The organism is Micromonospora cremea (assembly GCF_900143515.1).
Taxonomy (GTDB): Bacteria; Actinomycetota; Actinomycetes; order Mycobacteriales; family Micromonosporaceae; genus Micromonospora; species Micromonospora cremea.
On the sequence record NZ_FSQT01000002.1, the window covers coordinates 1,721,918 to 1,740,485 of the forward strand.

Genomic DNA, 18,568 nt, shown 5'->3' on the forward strand with positions numbered 1-18,568 from the left:
GACCGTTGGCGCAGCTCAGGGGCCCTGTGAGAGGTCTTTCTTCAGCTTGACAGGCGGTCAAACCGATGGTTCAAACACGCTCCGTAACGCACGGATGACTTCCCGGTACGGGTGAACAGAACGTCGAGATCAAGGGCTATGCGCTCACCTCATGGTATCCCGCCGGACGGGACCGCGCCCAGGTGTAGCGGGAGCCGCCCCTCGTGCGGGACGCTGGAGACAGCACCGCACTCCGCTCTCGAGACGCTGCCAGGGGGTCCGATGGGCAAGCCGGACGCAGAGGGCCACGGGCTGCCCGACCTGCCGCCCGAGTGGGGTCGTGTGGTCGTCCCCGACGACGCTTCCGCGCTCGCCACCGAGGCCGCCCAAGTCCGCCGTGAGCTGCGCCGGGCCGCCGGCCGGCCGGGCGGCCACCGGGCCCTGGCCCTGCCGCTGCTGGTCCTGTTGGTGGCGGTGCTCACCACGCTGGCCGGCCTGCTCGCCGTCACCTGGCCACGCGCCAACCGCGGCACCGACCGCCCGACCCCGGCCCCCTACGCGCCGCCCGCGACCCTCGCCGGACGGGCGCTGCCCGCGCTGGACCTGGTCGACGCCGGCCAGTCGCCGGTGCCGCTGCGCGGCCTGCTGCCGGCCATGATCATCTTGGTGGACGGCTGCCCGTGCCCTGACCGGGTGGCCGAGGCCGTGGCGGCGGCGCCCAGTGGAGTGGCCGTGGTCACCGTCGCCGGAGGGCGGACGGTCACGGGCCCACCGCCGGCCGAGCGCGACGTCCGGGCGCTGGCCGACCCCGCTGGCGGGCTGCGCTCGTTCCTGGGGCAGCCGGCCCGCCCCGGCATCACGACCGCACTGCTGGTCGGCCGCGCCGGCGTGGTGACCCGGGTGTTACCCGAGGTGGGGCCGGTGGAGGCCTACCGGGAAGACCTGACGGCCCTCGCCCGCTGACGGGGGCGTGGCTGCCGAACCGACAGACGGCTCGGGTCAGGGCAGCTCGACGAATTGAGCCTCGGCGTCAACCGGCTCCTCGCCCGCCGTCGACAGCGACACCCGGATCGGGCCACCGATCGCGTTCAACTCGGCCGTGCCGACCGTGCCGTCACAGTCGATCTGGGACGGTTCGGTGAGCCGGGCTCCGGTGACCACCAGCAGCATGGCGCCCGGCCGGGTGCACCGGTACTGCAGCAGATAGCGGCCGCCGTCGACCGCGGCGGACTGCCGGATCACGCTCTTGCCCGGGGTGAGCTCCGATCGCTCCCGCCAGATCGTCTCCTTGAACAGGGGCAGCCCACCCGACGGGTCCCCCTGGTAGAAGAAATCACCCGGAGTGCCTTCGACGTCGGTGATCATGCCCGTCTCCGGGTCGATCCGCACGGTCGAGCTCTCCCCCTCGCGGACGATCTCACCCGATCTGGTGTCCACCTGCACCGTGCGCCGCACGTCGGGCGCGCCGGCAGGCGTGCCGTTCGGCCCGATCTCGTCGAGCCGAACCGTCGGGGTGGGAGCCGGCTGGGCCGTCGGAGCGGGGGCAGCGGCCAGCCACCACCAGCCGCCGACGGCCAGGGCGGCCAGGGCCACCCCGACCAGCGCCGCCGACCGCAGCCGGTCGTCCGCCCCAGCATCCATGCGGCGAGCGTACCGGCCGGGCCGCGCGGCGATCAGCCCTGTCGATCGAGCAGCGCGGCGTACAGGGTGAGGCCGGGACCGAACGCCAGCATGACGATTCGCCAGGGTGCCGCCGCCGTGCGGCTCAGCCGATCCAGGATCAGCAGCACCGTCGGCGAGGAGCAGTTGCCGTGCTCGTCGAGCGTCGCCCGGGACGCCGCCAGCGCCTGCGGCGGAAGGGCCAGCTCCTGCTCGACCACGTTGAGGATTCGCGGCCCGCCCGGGTGCACCGCCCAGCCGTCCACCTCGGAGACGGTGGTGCCGTGCCGGGCCAGCAGATCGTCGACCAGCCCACGGACGTGCCGGGAGAGCACCTGCGGCACCTTCGGCGACAACCCCATCCGGAAGCCGGCGTCGGTGACGTCCCAGGTCATGTGGTCGGCCGTCGAGGTGTCGGTGATCGAGGTGACCTCACGCACGACGTACCCCGGGCCACCCGGAACCACCACGGCGGCGACCGCGGCGTCCGAGAAGAGCGCGTGCGAGACGATCTGCTGGGTGTCCACCCGGGCGCTGGACGGCTGGATGTGCAGGCTGGTCAGCTCCGCACAGAGCAGCAGCGCCGGGCGGCCCCGCGCGGTGACGAAGTCGCTCGCCGCGCCCAGCCCCGGCAGCGCCGCGTAACAACCCATGTGGCCGACGAACATCCGCTGGGTGTTCGGAGCCATACCGAGGTCCCGAGCGAGCAGGATGTCGAGCCCCGGGGTGGCGTACCCGGTGCAGGAGCAGACGATGAACAGCCCCACGTCGCCGGCGCCCAGCCCGGCCGCGGTCAGCGCACGGCCGACCGCCTCCTTGCCCAGCGGCAGCGCCTCCACCTGGTATCGGCGCATCCGGCGTTCGGTCGGCCAGTCGGAGACGTCCTCCAGCAGGGGATTGACCGCGGCCTGCCGCCGCGTCACCCCCGAGTTCGCGAAGATCCGCTGGGCCAACGACCGGGTGGTGCCGGAGAAGTGCCGGGAGAAGAAGCCCTCCCACAACTCGTCCTGCGAAGCGGACGGCGGCTGTGCCGCCCCGAGCCCCGCGATCACTGGTACGGCCACGATCCCCACCTCTCGTCCGACGCTGTCCTCCCCCGGTTCCTCCCCCCGGCCACCTCGGCCGGCCGATCCCCCGCGCTGGTCCAACCGCACCGGCTCACCAACGCGGGGCCGATCCGTCACGGTCCGGGTCCCCGCCCAGCGCGGTGATGCCGAGCCAGTCGGCGCAGACGTCCGACGTGGCCGGGTGCAGCGATCCGCAGCGGGCGTCCCGGTAGAGCCGCTCCAACGGGTGGCCGCGTCGCGTCGCCGAGGTGCCCGCCGCCTCCAGCATCGACGCCGCCACCTCGGCTGCCGTCGTGCCGGCGAGCAGCTTCGCCCGCCACACCCAGCGGTTGGTCTCCGCGTCACCCGGCATCTCGTCCACCCGGCGGGCCGCCTCGGCCACCACCAGCTCGGCCGCGGCCGTCGCCGCGTCCGCCCGCCCCAGCCGGGCGCGCACCGCCGGCAGGCCGGCCAGGTTGCGGGCGTTGAGATGCTCGGCCGCCGCGTCGATCGCCGCCCGGGCCACCCCCACGTAGACCGCCGCGTAGCTGGCCACCAACCAGTGCGGCATCAGCTGAGCGACCACCAGGGCAAGGCCCTCCACTCCACCGAGCAGCCGGTCGGCCGGCACCGTGACGTCCAGGTGCAGGTCGTGCGAGGAGGTGGCGCGCATGCCGAGCGCGTCCCAGGTCGGCTCGACGGTCATGCCCTCCGGACCGGCCTGCACCAGGAACTGGGAGACCACCGACTGGTCCGTGGTGCTACGCGCGGCCACCAGGTAGCCGTCGGCGTGCCCGGCACCGGAGCAGAAGGTCTTGCTCCCCTTGACGTGCCAGCCCGCATCGGTCGCCTCGTAGACCGTGCTGAGCTGGGAGAGCCGGGCCCCGGCGCCGCGCTCGCTCATCGCCACCGCGTACCAGGAGCCCTGCGCCGCGGCGGTGAGCAGCCGGTCCCGAGCGGCCAGCGCCTCGTCCGGCACGCCCAAGGCCTCGGCCAGCTCCTCGGTCACCGCGCCCAGCGCGCCGGTCACCGAGGCGTGCATGTTGAACACCAGGGCAGTCGCCCCGTTGCCTCGGGCAAGTTCGGTCGCCACTGCGGCGTACTCGGCGAAGCTGGCGCCCAGGCCGCCCAACGACCGCGGAACCATCAACCCGAACAGGCCAGCCTCCCGCAGGTCACGGAAGTCCTCGACCGGAAAGGAGCCGTCCCGGTCGTGCTCCGCCGCCCGCGCGGCGAACCGCGGCGCCAACCTGCGGGCCGCCTCCAGCGCGTGCACCGTCATATTGCCCCCTTCTCGGCGTCCCTTACCCCCGCCACGGCCCGACTATCCGTTGCGGACCCCCCGGCCCTGGTACAACACGGCGGTCGACCGGGTCGGCACGATGCGCGGCGCACGGCCCGTGGGCGACGCCGCACCGGACGGCCGGGCCGCGCGGGCCCGCCGCAGCAGCCAGGCGACCAGGCCACCGACCTGCGGTCGGATGCCACGCAGCCGCAACTCGACGCCGTGCCGGGCGCATTCGGCCACCAGCGCCCGGGCGTCCACGAACAACCGTGGATCGTGGATGCCGCGCGGCACGGTCGGCAGCCGCTCGGCGATCCTCACCGCGACCAGCCGGGCCAGCGCCGTGTCGTTCAGGGTGTCCAGCACCAGCAGACCGCCCGGGCGGAGCAGCCGGCACGCCTCCGCCACCGCGCGCGGCCAGGCCGGCACGTGTTCGAGCAGCTCGCCGGCGGAGACCACGTCGGCACAACCATCCGCGAGCGGGACCGCGGTGGCATCGGCCTGGATCACGCGCACCCCGTGGCCGGCGGCCTGGACCAGCGCCGAGCGGGTCAGGTCGACCCCGACATGCCGGTATCCCTTTCCGGCCAGGTGCGGCGCGAGCAGTCCGGCACCGCAGCCCAGATCGACCAGGAGCGCGTCGGGCCGGGGAGCCGGTGGCACCAGCGCCGCGCGGGCCTCGGCCAGCCAGTGCAGCATCGCGAACGCGCCATCCGGCCGCCACCACTCACCGGCCAGATCGTCGTACTGGCGCGGATCGTTGCGCGGCAGCACCCGGGGATCGGTGGACGCCGCGGCCGCAGCCACGTTTCGCATGGCTCCGAGCGTGGCACGACTGCTCGGTAACGACCAGACTTCCCTTATGTCGTCGAGGGTGTTAGGGCTGGTCAGGGCGAGCCATCCGGAACCGGCCGCGGCGGTGACCACAGTGGCGGGTCTGCTGGCCTGGGGCGTGGGGCACCGGCTGGCCGGAGTCGCGTCGGTGGTGCTCGCGGTGCTGGCCAGCCAGCTCGCCGTGGGCTGGACCAACGACGCGCTGGACGCCGAGCGGGACGCCACGGTGGGACGCACCGACAAGCCGGTCGCCGCCGGTGCGGTCGGCCGCCGCACCACCGCCTGGGCCGCGGCGACGGCCGCGGTGACCTGCCCGCTGGTAGCGCTGACCACGAACCCCACGGCGGCGTTCTGGCTGACCGTCGCCCTGGTCTCGGCACTGCTCTACGACTGGCCGCTCAAGGCCACCGCGTTCTCGGTGCTGCCGTACGCGGTCTCCTTCGGTGCGCTGCCCGCCTTCGTGGTGCTGGGCCTGCCCGGCGAGCCGACCCCGCCGGCCTGGCTGCTGGCGGCGGCCGCCTGCCTGGGTGCCGGGGCGCACTTCGCCAACGTCCTGCCGGACCTGGCCGACGACGCCCGCACCGGGGTGCGGGGCCTGCCGCACCGGTTGGGCGCCGCCGGCAGCCGGGTCGCCGCGGCCGGGTTGCTCCTCGCGGCGACCGCAGCCCTGGTCCTCGGGCCGCCCGGGCCACCGTCGGCGATCGGGCTGACGGCGGTCGGCGCGGCCGCCGTGGTGCCGGCGGTGAGCTGGCACGCCGGGCGCTCGGCGGTCCGGGCAGGCCGGCGGCCGGTGGCCGCCTTCCGGGCGGTGATGCTGGTGGCCCTCATCGACGTGGTCCTGCTGGTGGCGAGCGGTCGGGTGGTGTGACCGGCACCCGGGAAGGTGGCATTGCCCGGGTCCGCGTGCGGGCCTCGATCAGCCCCAACTACCCTGGAGCGCGGTCTGCGCGGGTATGGCCACCGTGCCCGGCGTGCGGCCGGGTGGGGATCGTGACGAGGAGGACCGACGTGACGCGCTCGATCAGGGGATCCCGGCGGGCGGCCCTGCTGCTGTCCGGGATTGCGGCGGCGACCAGCCTGCTGGCGTCCGGGTGCGGCACCGGCCAGATCGCCGAGACCGCCAACAAGGAGCCGTCGGTCCAGGGCGTCAACCTCTCGGCCGGCAACGGCGCCTTCGTGGTGCGTGGCCTGCTGGTCGACTACCCGGGCACCGAGGGTTACCGGGCGGGGCAGGACGCAGCGCTCAACGCCGTGATCTACAACGACTCGAAGGACACGGTGACGGTCACCGTCACCACCGAGAGCGCCCGCGAGGTGGTGATCAGCGGCGGCTCCGCGAGCCCGTCGCCGTCCGCCTCGGAGTCGGCCTCCGCCAGCCCGTCCGCCTCCGAGTCCGGCTCGGCCAGCCCGTCGGCGACCCCGTCGGAGACCGGGTCGTCCTCGGCCACCCCGTCCGCCCCGGAGTCGGCGCGGGCGTCGGGCTCGGCCAGCCCCTCTGCTCCGGGCCAGCCCGCCCGGATCGAGCTGGCTCCGCTGAGCTACCTCCAGCTCAACTCCGAGGCCACCCAGCAGCTCCGGCTGATCGGCCTGACCGAGGAGCTGCGCTCCGGCCAGAACGTCTTCGTGACCTTCGACTTCGGTAACGGCAACACGGTCACCGGCCCCGCGCCGATCGCGGTGCCGCTCACCCCGGCGGCTCCCCCCTCGCCGATCATCGAGCGCGAGGGCGGCTACGAGGGTGCCGAGGGCGGCACGACCCACGACTGACCGGATCTGAGATCGACGAACGCCCCGGCGTGGTGCCCACCACGCCGGGGTGTTTTCGTCGTACGCGAGGGCTAGCGTCCTGGTGTGACCACTCCCCGCTCGACCTCTCCGCGCGGCGGCACGGCCGGCGGCGCCCGCGGTCGGTCCACCGCCCGCGAGCCACGACCGGCGTACGAGTGCGACGCCTGTGGCCACCAGCCGCCCAAGTGGGTGGGGCGCTGCCCGGAGTGCGGTGAGTGGGGCTCGGTGGTCGAGTGCACGGTGACCGGGCCGACCGTCTCCGGTCGGGTGGTCAGCTCCCGACTGCCGGCCGAGCCGGCCCGGCCGATCGCCACCATCAGCGCCGCGCCCGCCCGCGCCCGGCCCACCGGGGTGAGCGAGCTCGACCGGGTGCTCGGTGGCGGCCTGGTCCCGGGCGCGGTGGTGCTGCTCGCCGGCGAGCCCGGCGTGGGCAAGTCCACCCTGCTGCTGGACGTGGCGCAGCAGTGGGCCGTCGGCGCCGGCAGTCCGTCGCTGGTGGTCAGCGGCGAAGAGTCGGTCAGTCAGGTCCGGCTACGCGCCGAGCGGATGGGCGCCCTGCACGACCAGCTCTACCTCGCGGCGGAGAGCGACCTGGGGGCGGTGCTCGGGCACCTCGACGCGGTCAAGCCGGGCCTGCTGGTGCTCGACTCGGTGCAGACCATCTCGACGACCGGCACCGAGGGGGTGCCCGGTGGGGTGACCCAGGTCCGGGCGGTCACCGCCGCGCTGGTCTCGGTCGCCAAGGAACGGGGCATCGCCACGGTGCTGGTCGGGCACGTCACCAAGGACGGCCAGGTGGCCGGGCCTCGGGTGCTGGAGCACCTGGTCGACGTGGTGCTGCACTTCGAGGGCGACAAGCACTCCTCGCTGCGGCTGGTGCGCGGCGTCAAGAACCGGTTCGGTGCGGCCGACGAGGTCGGCTGCTTCGAGATGCACGAGGGCGGCATCAGCAGCCTTGCCGACCCGTCCGGGCTGTTCCTGACCCGTTACTCCGAGCCGGTGCCGGGCACCTGCGTGACGGTGGCGATGGAGGGTCGCCGGGCCCTGGTCACCGAGGTGCAGGCGCTGATCGGCGCGGCGGTCGCCGGTTCGCCCCGGCGCACCGTCTCCGGCCTCGACTCGGCCCGGCTGGCGATGGTGCTCGCGGTGCTGCAACGCCGCACCGAGCGGCTCACCCTGCACGACCGGGAGGTCTTCGCGGCCACCGTGGGTGGCATCCGCGTGGTGGAGCCCGCCGCCGACCTGGCGGTCGCGCTGGCGGTCGCCTCCGGCGGGCTCAACCTGGCCATCGCGCCGCACCTGGTGGCGATCGGCGAGGTGGGGCTGACCGGCGAGGTGCGCCGGGTCGGGGCGGTGCCGCGCCGGCTCGCCGAGGCGGCCCGGCTGGGGTTCAAGGTGGCCCTGGTCCCGCCCGGCTGCGGCCCGGCCAGCACCGGTGCCGGTCCCGAGCAGATGCGCGTGACCGAGGTCACGGACGTTCGCTCGGCGCTGCACCATGCGGCCCGCGCGTCCGCCGAGTGACACACCGTGTCGACGGCGACGGCGATACCGGACAGCACGCCGCAAGCGGGAAACGGTTGGAGGGGCGGCATCGTGACACATCACAGTAACCACGACAGCACCCACCGCACGGCAGTCCGTAGACTGTGCCCGTGCCGATCGACCGCGATACCACCAAGCCTGCCGGCGCGCCGCCTCACGCCCGCACCGGCGGCGTGGGCTCGCCCGCCCGTCCGATCAGCGTGAGCGTGACCGCGGGAGCCGCCGGGAGCGCCGGGGACCCGCTGCGGGCGAACCTTGCCCTGATGGCACCCGGCACCGCTTTGCGGGACGGGTTGGAGCGCATTCTGCGCGGCCGGACCGGCGCGCTCATCGTGCTCGGCTACGACAAGGTCGTCGAGGGCCTGTGCACCGGCGGCTTCCCCCTGGACGTGGAGTTCTCCGCGACCCGGGTGCGGGAGCTCTGCAAGATGGACGGCGCGGTCGTGCTCTCCAGCGACGGCACCCGGATCGTCCGGGCCGCCGTGCACCTGATGCCCGACCCGTCCATCCCGACCGAGGAGTCCGGCACCCGGCACCGCACCGCCGAGCGGGTGGCCCGGCAGACCGGCTATCCGGTCATCTCGGTCAGCCAGTCGATGCGGATCATCAGCCTCTACGTCAACGGTCAGCGGCACGTGCTCGACGACTCGGCGGCCATCCTCTCCAGGGCCAACCAGGCGCTGGCCACCCTGGAGCGCTACAAGCTCCGGCTGGACGAGGTCTCCGGGACGCTCTCCGCTCTGGAGATCGAGGATCTGGTCACCGTGCGGGACGCGGTGGCGGTGGTGCAGCGACTGGAGATGGTCCGCCGGATCGCCGACGAGATCGCCGGCTACGTGGTCGAGCTGGGCACCGACGGCCGCCTGCTCGCCCTCCAGCTCGACGAGCTGATGGCCGGCGTGGACGCCGACCGGACGCTGGTCATCCGGGACTACCTCCCGGTCGGCCGCAAGTCCCGCACGCTGGACGAGGCGCTGGTCGAGCTGGACCTGCTCGGCGCCACCGAGCTGATCGACCTGGTGTCGGTGGCCAAGGCGATCGGTTACCCGGCCGCGTCGGACGCGCTGGACGCCGCGGTCAGCCCTCGGGGTTTCCGACTGCTGGCCAAGGTGCCCCGGCTGCCGGTGCCGGTGGTCGACCGGCTGGTGGTGCATTTCGGCAGCCTCCAGCGGCTGCTGGGCGCGACGGTGGAGGACCTGCAGGCCGTCGAGGGGGTCGGCGACGCCCGGGCCCGCGGCGTCCGCGAGGGGCTGTCCCGGCTCGCCGAGGCATCCATCCTGGAGCGGTACGTCTGACCCGGCTCAGCCGGTGATGGTGATCTTTACCGGCGCGCTGAGCTTGGTGCCGACCCGGGCGAACACCTGGTACGTCCCGACCGGCGGGAACGGGCCGGCGGCCAACCCGCCGCCGTCGCACCGGCTGGTGTCCCGCCCGTTCCAACCCACCTCGTAGGCACGCTCGAAGCCGGGCGTGAAGGACTGCACGTCCGAACCCTGGACCTTGCCGCAGGTGTCCGACGACCACACCTTCTCGGCCCCGGACTTGATGAAGATCTCCTGGAGGTCGGCGCCGACGTTCCGGCTGCACGTCCGGTCCGAGGTGTTCTTGATCTTGAGTCGGAGGTCGACCACTGCCCCGCGCTGCACCGAGGTGGGTCGCGCCACGGACGTCACGCTGATCTCCGCATCGGTGCAGGTGCCGTCGTCCACCGACCCGGCAGCCGAGCCCGGTGGCGGCTCGTTGCTGGTGACCTCCGGACTCGGACTCACGGTGTCAGGATCGGCGGACGCCGGCGGAGCGCCGGTCTGCGGGGTCAACACCGGCCCGCCGGGACCCGGGGTCGCGGCGGACGTCGGAGCCGACGTTGGCGTCGCCCCCGCCTGCGGTCGGCCGTTGGAGCGACCCGAGCCTGTGCAGGAGTAGAGCAGGACAATCAGGAAGAGAAGCCCCGCTCCGAGTACGACGGCGCGACGCCGCCAGTACACGGCGGGTGGCAGGGGGCCGACCGTCAGACGCATGATGCCTCCCACCGTAGCGGCGCTGCGCCCGCCAGCCCGGCGCGACGCGCCGGAGCGCCGCCGGCGCGACCCGAGGACCCTCCACTGGGGACGCGAGGATCGGTCGCCCGCGCGCGGTCAGAGGTAGACCTTGCGCTGGTAGACGGCGTGTGCGCCGGCCACCCGATCGAGAAAGAGCAGCCCGGCGCAGTGGTCGATCTCGTGCTGCAACGCCCGCGCTTCGAAGCCGTCGGTCACCAGGCGTACCGGCTCCCCGCTGCCCGGCAGGTCGCCCTCCACCACCAACCGGCTGGCCCGCTTTACGTCTCCGGTCAGGTCCGGCACCGACATGCACCCCTCCCGGCCCGGTTTCCACCGGGTCGCCTCGACCACCCGGGCGTTGCAGAGCACGAAGGTGCCGTGCACGGTGACCGCCTTCGGATGCCCGGTCACGTCGACGGCGAAGACCCGGGCGGCCACGCCGATCTGCGGTGCGGCCAGGCCGACGCAACCCGGCGACACCCGCATGGTGGCGACGAGGTCGGCGGCCAACCGGACCGTCTCCGCCGCGGTCGGATCCACCTCGCCGCCGGCCCGGCTCAGCACCGGGTGCGGGGCGGACACCACTGGACGCACCTCGCCCGGCACGGCCAGCGATTCCGGCGTCCACTCGCCCAGGCCGACGTACGTCCCGACGGTCCGGCCGGCGTCCGGGCCGCTCCGCTCGCCGTTCACAACAGATCCGGATCCGCCGGCCGGAGGGTGACCTCGACACCCAGCTCCGCAGCCGTCCGATGCAACCGGTCGGTCAGCGCGTCGGCGACGCCGGCCGGCAGCTCCACCTCAGCCAGCACCACGTACAGCGAGCCAGCCAACCGCGTACTCAGGTCGGTTACGTTCCCGCCGGCGTCCACCAGCACCCGGGTCATCGCCGCGACGATGCCCATCCGGTCCGACCCGTGCACCGCCATCACGTACGGCTCGCCCACCGGGGCCACGTCACCGTCCGGCGTGACCGCGCGTACCGTCGCCAGAAGCTGGCCCTCGGCGGCCAGCGGTGCCAGTGCGGCCTCGACCTCGGCGGCGGCCGGACCGGTGCAAATGAGGGTCATCGCGAAATGCCCCCGCAGTCGGGTCATCGTGCTGTCGGTGAGATTGGCGCCCAGTCGGGCCAGCACCTCGGCGACGTCGGCCACGATGCCCGGCCGGTCCCGACCGATGACGGTGATCGCGAGCTCGTTCATCCGGGCATTCTGCCCGATCCGCCGGCCACCGCCGTGACACCCCGCCCGAGCCGCCCATCCAGCGGGACCGCGCCTCGTGACATCATCGACGGCGCGATGACTCAACCCGATTTCGCCACCCTGGTCAGCCAGTGGTACCGACAGCACGCCCGTGACCTGCCGTGGCGCGAGCCCGGGGTCAGCCCGTGGGCCATTCTGGTCAGCGAGGTCATGCTCCAGCAGACGCCCGTGGTCCGGGTGGTCCCCGCCTGGCAGGCGTGGATGAGCCGCTGGCCGGACCCGGCCGCGCTGGCGGCGGACAGCCCGGCCGAGGCGATCCGGATGTGGGGGCGCCTCGGCTACCCCCGCCGGGCGGTGCGGCTGCGGGAGTGCGCGGTCGCGATCGTGGACCGGCACGGCGGCCAGGTCCCGGACCGGCTGGAGCAACTGCTGGCCCTGCCCGGGGTCGGCACGTACACGGCGCGGGCGGTGGCCGCGTTCGCGTACGGGCAGCGGCACCCGGTGGTCGACACGAATGTGCGCCGGGTGGTCTGCCGGGCGGTGGCCGGCGAACCGGACGCGGGGGCCGTCACCCGGCCGGCCGACCTCGTCGCGACCGAGGAGCTGCTGCCTGCGGAGCCGGCCGCAGCGGCGCTGGCCAGCGCGGCGTTCATGGAGCTGGGCGCGGTGATCTGCACGGCCCGGTCACCGCGCTGCGCGGCCTGCCCGGTCGAGTCGGTCTGCGCCTGGCGGGCCTCCGGTCAGGAGGCGCCGGCCGGACCCACCCGCCGCCCCCAGCGGTACGCGGGCACCGACCGGCAGGTACGCGGGCTGCTGCTCGGCGTGCTCCGGGAGACCACCGGACCGGTCCCGCACCAACGGCTGGACCAGGTCTGGACCGACGACGTGCAGCGCGCCCGGGCCCTGGCCGGCCTGGTGCAGGACGGGCTGGTGGAACCGGTCGGCACCGACGCCTTCCGCCTCGCCGGCGATGGCCCGTCCCTGCCCACCGCCGACCTCACCGCCTGACCCGCGCCCAACCCGCTGGTGCGCCCCCGCCGTCCGCCCGCCTCGAGGGCGAGGCTGGCCGCAGGCGTCTGCCTGCCGCCCTGCCGGAGGCCCGGCGCCGGGCCGGCCCGTGAGTCGGCGATCGGCTCCATATCGCCGACATCGGGGCCTACCGGCGCCAGGACACCGCGACATCGCCGACACCGAGTCGATCACCGCAACGACCCTGGTCAGAGGCGGACGACGACCACCGGGGTCGAAACCGCGTGGCGGGGCTGACGGACAGCGGAAAAGGCGGGGCCCCGGTGGCTCTCGCCACCGGGGCCCCGCCCCTTGCTGCTGGTCGTACTACTCGTCCGCGCCCGCGGCGGCGGTGCCGCCGAGGTCGGCCGGGACCGCGTCCGGAACTTCGACCGGCTTGTCCGCGCCGTGGAACACGAGCTTGGACTTGTCGATGTCGTTCGGGTCGCCCTCGCAGTCCACCACAACGATCTGACCCGGGGTCAGCTCGTTGAACAGGATCCGCTCGGAGAGGTTGTCCTCGATGTCGCGCTGGATCGTGCGACGCAGAGGACGGGCACCGAGCACCGGGTCGAAGCCCTTCAGCGCCAGGTACTTCTTGGCGTTGTCGGTCAGCTCCAGACCCATGTCCTTGTTGCGCAGCTGCGTCTCGATCCGCTGGATCATGATGTCCACGATCGAGAGGATCTCGTTCTGGCGCAGCTGGTGGAAGACGATGGTGTCGTCGATCCGGTTGAGGAACTCAGGCCGGAAGTGCTGCTTGAGCTCGTCGTTGACCTTCTGCTTCATCCGGTCGTAGGTGGACTCGGAGTCCTCCGACTGCTGGAAGCCGAGCGACACCGCCTTGGCGACGTCCCTGGTGCCCAGGTTGGTGGTCAGGATGATGACCGTGTTCTTGAAGTCCACGATCCGACCCTGACCGTCGGTGAGCCGACCGTCCTCCAGGATCTGGAGCAGCGTGTTGAACACGTCCGGGTGGGCCTTCTCGATCTCGTCGAAGAGAACCACCGAGAACGGCCGACGCCGCACCTTCTCGGTCAGCTGCCCGCCCTCGTCGTAGCCGACGTAGCCGGGAGGGGCACCCACCAGCCGGGAGACCGTGTAGCGGTCGTGGAACTCGGACATGTCCAGCTGGATGAGGGCATCCTCGCTGCCGAAGAGGAACTCGGCGAGCGCCTTGGACAGCTCGGTCTTACCGACGCCGGACGGGCCGGCGAAGATGAACGAGCCCGACGGGCGCTTCGGGTCCTTCAGGCCGGCCCGGGTACGCCGGATCGCCTTCGAGACCGCCTTGACCGCGTCCTCCTGGCCGATGACGCGCTTGTGCAGCTCGTCCTCCATGCGCAGCAGGCGCGAGGTCTCCTCCTCGGTCAGCTTGTAGACCGGGATGCCGGTCCAGTTGCCGAGCACCTCGGCGATCTGCTCGTCGTCAACCTCGCTGACGACGTCCAGGTCACCGGCCTTCCACTCCTTCTCCCGCTGCGCCTTCTGGCCGAGGAGCTGCTTCTCCTTGTCGCGCAGCTGGGCGGCGCGCTCGAAGTCCTGCGCGTCGATCGCGGACTCCTTGTCGCGACGCACCTGGGCGATGCGCTCGTCGAAGTCGCGCAGGTCTGGCGGCGCGGTCATCCGGCGGATCCGCATCCGGGCACCGGCCTCGTCGATCAGGTCGATCGCCTTGTCCGGCAGGAAGCGGTCCGAGATGTACCGGTCAGCCAGGGTTGCGGCTGCCACGAGAGCTGCGTCGGTGATGCTCACCCGGTGGTGCGCCTCGTAGCGGTCGCGCAGGCCCTTGAGGATCTCGATGGTGTGCGCCAGCGACGGCTCACCCACCTGGATCGGCTGGAACCGGCGCTCGAGCGCGGCGTCCTTCTCCAGGTGCTTGCGGTACTCGTCGAGCGTGGTGGCACCGATGGTCTGCAGCTCACCCCGGGCCAGCATCGGCTTGAGGATGCTCGCCGCGTCGATCGCGCCCTCGGCGGCACCCGCACCCACCAGGGTGTGGATCTCGTCGATGAACAGGATGATGTCGCCGCGCGTGCGGATCTCCTTGAGCACCTTCTTGAGGCGCTCCTCGAAGTCACCGCGGTAGCGGGAACCGGCGACCAGCGCACCGAGGTCGAGCGTGTAGAGCTGCTTGTCCTTGAGCGTCTCGGGCACCTCGCCCTTGATGATCTTCTGGGACAGGCCCTCCACCACGGCGGTCTTACCGACGCCGGGCTCACCGATCAGGACCGGGTTGTTCTTGGTACGGCGGGAGAGCACCTGCATGACCCGCTCGATTTCCTTCTCGCGCCCGATGACCGGGTCGAGCTTGCCCTCACGGGCGGCCTGGGTCAGGTTGCGGCCGAACTGGTCCAGCACCAGGCTGGTCGACGGCGCGGCCTCACCCGGCGCGGCGCCCGCCGCGGCCGGCTCCTTGCCCTGGTAGCCGGAGAGCAGCTGGATCACCTGCTGGCGGACCCGGTTGAGGTCGGCGCCGAGCTTGACCAGCACCTGGGCGGCGACGCCCTCACCCTCGCGGATCAGACCGAGCAGGATGTGCTCCGTGCCGATGTAGTTGTGGCCGAGCTGCAGCGCCTCGCGCAGCGACAGCTCCAGCACCTTCTTGGCCCGCGGCGTGAACGGGATGTGCCCGCTCGGCGCCTGCTGGCCCTGGCCGATGATCTCCTCGACCTGCTGGCGGACGCCCTCCAGGGAGATGCCGAGGCTCTCCAGGGCCTTTGCCGCGACGCCTTCACCTTCGTGGATCAGGCCCAGCAGGATGTGTTCCGTACCGATGTAGTTGTGGTTGAGCATCCGGGCCTCTTCTTGGGCCAGGACGACAACCCGTCGCGCTCGGTCGGTGAACCGCTCGAACATGCCCTCGTGCTCCTCACGTGCCGTGCGCCTTGATGGTCAAGATCTTGGCGGGGCCGGTGCACGAACGTCCGGGACGGGCGTCCGTGCCTCCTTACTCTATCGTCGCTGACCGACTCAGCTGAGGTCGTGTGTCTCGGGTACGGGTCGGTTCCACGTCGTTTTACACAACCGTCCGCGCTCAGGAGGTGTTCCGGTACCCCTGTCGCTACGCGCAGAGCGAAATCCGACTGGCGCGACGGAAGCCCTCTCCCGGCTCCGGAAGGCTCCGGGGAGGGGGACCGGCGCTGGCGACGAACGCCGCACCCGGCCCTGGGGGAGGGTTGTCCACAGGCTGTGGATAGCTGCTCCACCGGTTGTGGACAACGTCGGTCGCGCGGGAATGCTTCCCCGGCCCCTGGGCCCGGCCTCCGGCGCCCGGCTCGCGGCCGACGGGAATACGGCGACGCCGGCCCGGAGAGTGCTCCGGCCCGGCGTCGGTGTCGCCCTGCGGCGGCCGCTGGCCACCAGACTGCTGACGGATCAGCGCTTCGCGTGGTACTCGTCGACGATCTCCTGCGGGATGCGCCCCCGGTCCGAGATGTCCTTGCCGGCCTTCTTGGCCCACTCCCGGATCGCCTTGTTCTGCTCCCGGTCGGCGGTCGCGCCGCCCCGGCCGCGGGCGGCCCGTCCACCGATCACCACGCCGCCCCGGCCCACCTTGGTGCCGGCGCCCACGTAGGGAGCGAATACGTCGCGCAATTTCGCGGCGTTGGAACTCGACAGGTCGATCTCGTACTGAACGCCGTCGAGCGCGAACTTGACGGTCTCGTCCGCGTCCCCGCCGTCCAGGTCATCGACCAGCTTGTGAATGATCTGCTTGGCCACGTCCCACATTCCTTTCGAGCAGGGTGCTCCTGCTAACGAGAGCACAATAACCCGCGCGCTGCTCGCCCCGTCAATAGGATGCGGTATCGACGCGGCACGAGCCGAGCCGGACTACTCGGGGCGGACCAACGGGAAGAGGATCGTTTCCCGAATTCCGAGCCCGGTCAGGGCCATCAACAGCCGGTCGATTCCCATTCCCATACCGCCGGCCGGCGGCATTCCGTACTCCATCGCCCGGAGAAAGTCCTCGTCGAGACGCATCGCCTCGTCGTCGCCGCGGGCGCCGAGCTGCGCCTGGGCCACCAGCCGCTCCCGCTGCACCACCGGGTCGACCAGCTCGGAGTACGCGGTGCCCAGCTCGAACCCGAGCACGTAGAGGTCCCACTTCTCGGCCAGCCCCGGCTCGCTGCGGTGCGCCCGGGTGAGCGGGCTGGTCTCCTCCGGGTAGTCCCGGACGAAGGTGGGTGCGTCCAGGCCGGGGACGACCAGCTCCTCGAACAGTTCCTCGGCCAGCTTGCCCGGGCCCCACTTCGGGTCCACGGCCAATCCCACCTTGTCCGCGTACTCAACCAGGCGGGACCGTTCGGTGCGGACCGTGACCTCCTCGCCAAGCGCCTCGGAAAGCACCCCGAACAGGGTCACCGTGCGCCACTCACCACCCAGGTCGAACTCCCGACCGTCGGCGTGGGTCACCACGGTCGAGCCGCTGACCGCGACCGCCGCCTGTTGTACGAGATTGCGGGTCAACTCGGCCATCGTGTCGTAGTCGCCGTACGCCTCGTACGTCTCCAGCATCGCGAACTCCGGTGAGTGCGAAGAGTCGACACCCTCATTACGGAAGTTGCGGTTGATCTCGAAGACACGGTCGACACCACCGACGACGGCGCGCTTGAGAAACAGTTCCGGAGCGATTCGCAGATACAGATCGGTGTTCAACGCATTGCTGTGGGTCACGAACGGTCGGGCCGCCGCACCGCCGTGCAGCAGTTGCAGCATCGGAGTTTCCACCTCGATGAAGCCCTGCCCGTGCAGCGAATCGCGAAGGCTGCGTACCGCCGCGGCCCGGGTACGGACCATCTGCCGGGCCTGCGGCCGGACGATCAGGTCGACGTAACGCTGCCGGACCCGCGCCTCCTCGGAGAGTGGCTTGTGCGCCACCGGCAACGGCCGCAGCGCCTTGGCGGTCATCTCCCAGCGCTCGGCCAGCACCGACAGCTCGCCCCGGCGGCTGGTGATCACCTCGCCGGTGACGCCGACGTGGTCGCCGAGGTCGACCAGCCGCTTCCAGGCCTCCAGCCGCTCCGGACCGACCCGGTCCAGCGAGAGCATCGCCTGCAACTCGGTGCCGTCGCCGTCGCGCAGGGTCGCGAAGCAGAGCTTGCCCGTGTTGCGTACGAAGATCACCCGGCCGGTGACCGAGACCTGGTCGCCGGTGGCGGTGTCGGTGGGCAGGTCGGCGTAGCGCCCCCGGACCTCCGACAGGGTGGTGGTGCGGGGGAATCCGACGGGGTACGCCTCGACGCCGTCGGCGATCATCCGGTCCCGCTTCTCCCGGCGGACCTTCATCTGCTCGGGAAGGTCGTCGGCGGGGTCCACTGGCACGGCGTTCTGCTCGCTCACGGCACGCTTCCTCGTCACGGAGATACGGGGGTCAGGCCCGAGCGTACTCAAGCGTCCCGGGGGTCGTTACCGGATAACCTGCGCCTCATGGCCGATCACACTCATGCCCTCTCCTTCGGCGCCGCCGCGAGCGACTATGACCGGTTTCGCCCTACCTATCCGCAGGAGGCGGTCCGCTGGGCGCTGGACGGGCTGAGCGACAGCGCGCAGGTCGTCGACCTCGGGGCCGGCACCGGCATCCTGACCAGGGTCGTACGGGCACTCGGCCACCAGGTGCGGCCGGTGGAGCCCGACCCCGGCATGCGGGCCCAGCTGGACGCCGCCACCCCGGACGTCACGGCCCTAGCCGGCAACGCCGAGTCGATGCCGTTGCCGGACGGCAGCGCCGACGCGGTGCTGGTCGGCCAGGCCTACCACTGGTTCGACAAGGAGCGCGCGCACGCTGAGGTCGCCCGGGTGCTCCGGCCGGGCGGGACGTTCGCGCCGATCTGGAACGTTCGGGACGAGCAGGCGGCCAGCTGGGTGGTCGAGCTGAGCCGGATCGCCGGCATCCGGGACAACTCGGCCGACCTGCTCAAGCAGGTCACCGGCTTCGGCCCAGCCTTCGGGCCGATGGAGGTGGCCCAGTTCGCGCACCGGACGCTGCTCACCCCGGAGGAGCTGCTCGGCATGCTGCACACCCGCTCCTACTGGCTGACCGCCAGCGGAGAGGAACGGGACGAGGTGGACCGCAAGGCACGAAACCTCCTGGCCAGCCACCCGGACCTCGCCGGGCGGGAGACCTTCGAGCTGCCGTACCGGACGCTGGCCTTCCGCGCCCGACGGCGCTGAACCACCGGGGTC

At 72.4% G+C, this 18,568-nt stretch carries 17 protein-coding genes; 7 read left to right on the plus strand and 10 right to left on the minus strand.

Going from position 1 to position 18,568, the window contains the following annotated elements; translation table 11 throughout:
- Positions 1-261: 261 nt before the first annotated feature.
- Positions 262-942, plus strand: coding sequence for a hypothetical protein (locus tag BUS84_RS21435; protein WP_074315060.1), 681 nt, complete (start codon positions 262-264; stop codon positions 940-942).
- 36 nt (positions 943-978) lie between these two features.
- On the opposite strand, the gene BUS84_RS21440 is transcribed toward BUS84_RS21435, so the two are convergent.
- The 4 genes from BUS84_RS21440 to BUS84_RS21455 all read right to left on the minus strand — a co-directional run bounded on the left by BUS84_RS21440 (position 979) and on the right by BUS84_RS21455 (position 4,785).
- Positions 979-1,620: a hypothetical protein gene (locus BUS84_RS21440; RefSeq protein ID WP_074315062.1), complete on the minus strand. Its 642-nt coding sequence runs from the start codon at positions 1,618-1,620 to the stop codon at positions 979-981.
- 32 nt (positions 1,621-1,652) lie between these two features.
- Positions 1,653-2,711, minus strand: a complete 1,059-nt coding sequence (locus tag BUS84_RS21445; protein ID WP_074315064.1) for a type III polyketide synthase — start codon at positions 2,709-2,711, stop codon at positions 1,653-1,655.
- Between the two features lie 85 nt (positions 2,712-2,796).
- On the minus strand, positions 2,797-3,966 hold the full coding sequence (locus BUS84_RS21450) for an acyl-CoA dehydrogenase family protein (RefSeq protein ID WP_074315066.1): 1,170 nt from the start codon (positions 3,964-3,966) through the stop codon (positions 2,797-2,799).
- Between the two features lie 42 nt (positions 3,967-4,008).
- Positions 4,009-4,785 carry a methyltransferase domain-containing protein gene (locus BUS84_RS21455; protein WP_074315068.1) on the minus strand — a complete coding sequence of 259 codons (777 nt, stop codon included), beginning with the start codon at positions 4,783-4,785 and terminating at the stop codon, positions 4,009-4,011.
- On the opposite strand from BUS84_RS21455, the gene BUS84_RS21460 reads away from it, so the two are divergent.
- From BUS84_RS21460 to disA, 4 genes are all read left to right on the plus strand, one after another.
- Positions 4,784-5,671, plus strand: coding sequence for a UbiA family prenyltransferase (locus BUS84_RS21460; protein ID WP_074315070.1), 888 nt, complete (start codon positions 4,784-4,786; stop codon positions 5,669-5,671). The genes BUS84_RS21455 and BUS84_RS21460 overlap by 2 nt on opposite strands.
- Before the next feature lie 140 nt (positions 5,672-5,811).
- Positions 5,812-6,570 (plus strand): hypothetical protein, encoded by a 759-nt coding sequence (locus BUS84_RS21465; RefSeq protein WP_074315071.1) that lies wholly within the window; start codon positions 5,812-5,814, stop codon positions 6,568-6,570.
- An 84-nt stretch (positions 6,571-6,654) separates the two neighbouring features.
- Entirely contained in the window at positions 6,655-8,112 is a 1,458-nt protein-coding gene (gene radA, locus BUS84_RS21470) for a DNA repair protein RadA (RefSeq protein ID WP_074315073.1), read from the plus strand.
- A 131-nt stretch (positions 8,113-8,243) separates the two neighbouring features.
- Positions 8,244-9,428 carry a DNA integrity scanning diadenylate cyclase DisA gene (gene disA, locus BUS84_RS21475; protein WP_074318983.1) on the plus strand — a complete coding sequence of 395 codons (1,185 nt, stop codon included), beginning with the start codon at positions 8,244-8,246 and terminating at the stop codon, positions 9,426-9,428.
- 6 nt (positions 9,429-9,434) lie between these two features.
- Here the strand turns inward: disA and BUS84_RS21480 are convergent, their stop codons facing one another.
- The 3 genes from BUS84_RS21480 to BUS84_RS21490 all read right to left on the minus strand — a co-directional run bounded on the left by BUS84_RS21480 (position 9,435) and on the right by BUS84_RS21490 (position 11,374).
- Positions 9,435-10,151 carry an RAD23 family protein gene (locus BUS84_RS21480; protein ID WP_074315074.1) on the minus strand — a complete coding sequence of 239 codons (717 nt, stop codon included), beginning with the start codon at positions 10,149-10,151 and terminating at the stop codon, positions 9,435-9,437.
- A gap of 117 nt (positions 10,152-10,268) precedes the next feature.
- A complete protein-coding gene (locus tag BUS84_RS21485; protein WP_074315075.1) occupies positions 10,269-10,865 on the minus strand; it encodes a peptide deformylase in 597 nt (198 codons plus the stop codon).
- Positions 10,862-11,374: a glycine cleavage system transcriptional repressor gene (locus tag BUS84_RS21490; RefSeq protein WP_074315077.1), complete on the minus strand. Its 513-nt coding sequence runs from the start codon at positions 11,372-11,374 to the stop codon at positions 10,862-10,864. Before BUS84_RS21490 ends, BUS84_RS21485 begins: the two co-directional genes overlap by 4 nt.
- Positions 11,375-11,470: 96 nt before the next feature.
- On the opposite strand from BUS84_RS21490, the gene BUS84_RS21495 reads away from it, so the two are divergent.
- The gene (locus BUS84_RS21495) at positions 11,471-12,382 is read left to right on the plus strand and encodes an HhH-GPD family protein (protein WP_074315079.1); all 912 of its coding nucleotides are present in this window, start codon (positions 11,471-11,473) and stop codon (positions 12,380-12,382) included.
- A gap of 327 nt (positions 12,383-12,709) precedes the next feature.
- Here the strand turns inward: BUS84_RS21495 and BUS84_RS21500 are convergent, their stop codons facing one another.
- The 3 genes from BUS84_RS21500 to lysS all read right to left on the minus strand — a co-directional run bounded on the left by BUS84_RS21500 (position 12,710) and on the right by lysS (position 17,725).
- Positions 12,710-15,241 carry an ATP-dependent Clp protease ATP-binding subunit gene (locus BUS84_RS21500; RefSeq protein WP_074315081.1) on the minus strand — a complete coding sequence of 844 codons (2,532 nt, stop codon included), beginning with the start codon at positions 15,239-15,241 and terminating at the stop codon, positions 12,710-12,712.
- A 519-nt stretch (positions 15,242-15,760) separates the two neighbouring features.
- Positions 15,761-16,105, minus strand: a complete 345-nt coding sequence (locus BUS84_RS21505; protein WP_074318984.1) for a histone-like nucleoid-structuring protein Lsr2 — start codon at positions 16,103-16,105, stop codon at positions 15,761-15,763.
- Between the two features lie 111 nt (positions 16,106-16,216).
- Positions 16,217-17,725: a lysine--tRNA ligase gene (gene lysS / locus BUS84_RS21510; RefSeq protein ID WP_074315083.1), complete on the minus strand. Its 1,509-nt coding sequence runs from the start codon at positions 17,723-17,725 to the stop codon at positions 16,217-16,219.
- An 87-nt stretch (positions 17,726-17,812) separates the two neighbouring features.
- Between lysS and BUS84_RS21515 the strand changes: the two genes are divergently transcribed.
- Entirely contained in the window at positions 17,813-18,556 is a 744-nt protein-coding gene (locus BUS84_RS21515; RefSeq protein WP_074315085.1) for a class I SAM-dependent methyltransferase, read from the plus strand.
- Positions 18,557-18,568: the final 12 nt, after the last annotated feature.

What these genes read in the sequence shown, in the direction of transcription:
- BUS84_RS21435 (WP_074315060.1), top strand. Translation starts at nt 262, where the DNA reads ATGGGCAAGCCGGACGCAGAGGGCCACGGGCTGCCCGACCTGCCGCCC.
- BUS84_RS21440 (WP_074315062.1), bottom strand. Translation starts at nt 1,620, where the DNA reads ATGGATGCTGGGGCGGACGACCGGCTGCGGTCGGCGGCGCTGGTCGGG.
- BUS84_RS21450 (WP_074315066.1), bottom strand. Translation starts at nt 3,966, where the DNA reads ATGACGGTGCACGCGCTGGAGGCGGCCCGCAGGTTGGCGCCGCGGTTC.
- BUS84_RS21460 (WP_074315070.1), top strand. Translation starts at nt 4,784, where the DNA reads ATGGCTCCGAGCGTGGCACGACTGCTCGGTAACGACCAGACTTCCCTT.
- BUS84_RS21455 (WP_074315068.1), bottom strand. Translation starts at nt 4,785, where the DNA reads ATGCGAAACGTGGCTGCGGCCGCGGCGTCCACCGATCCCCGGGTGCTG.
- BUS84_RS21480 (WP_074315074.1), bottom strand. Translation starts at nt 10,151, where the DNA reads ATGCGTCTGACGGTCGGCCCCCTGCCACCCGCCGTGTACTGGCGGCGT.
- BUS84_RS21490 (WP_074315077.1), bottom strand. Translation starts at nt 11,374, where the DNA reads ATGAACGAGCTCGCGATCACCGTCATCGGTCGGGACCGGCCGGGCATC.
- BUS84_RS21495 (WP_074315079.1), top strand. Translation starts at nt 11,471, where the DNA reads ATGACTCAACCCGATTTCGCCACCCTGGTCAGCCAGTGGTACCGACAG.
- BUS84_RS21500 (WP_074315081.1), bottom strand. Translation starts at nt 15,241, where the DNA reads ATGTTCGAGCGGTTCACCGACCGAGCGCGACGGGTTGTCGTCCTGGCC.
- BUS84_RS21515 (WP_074315085.1), top strand. Translation starts at nt 17,813, where the DNA reads ATGGCCGATCACACTCATGCCCTCTCCTTCGGCGCCGCCGCGAGCGAC.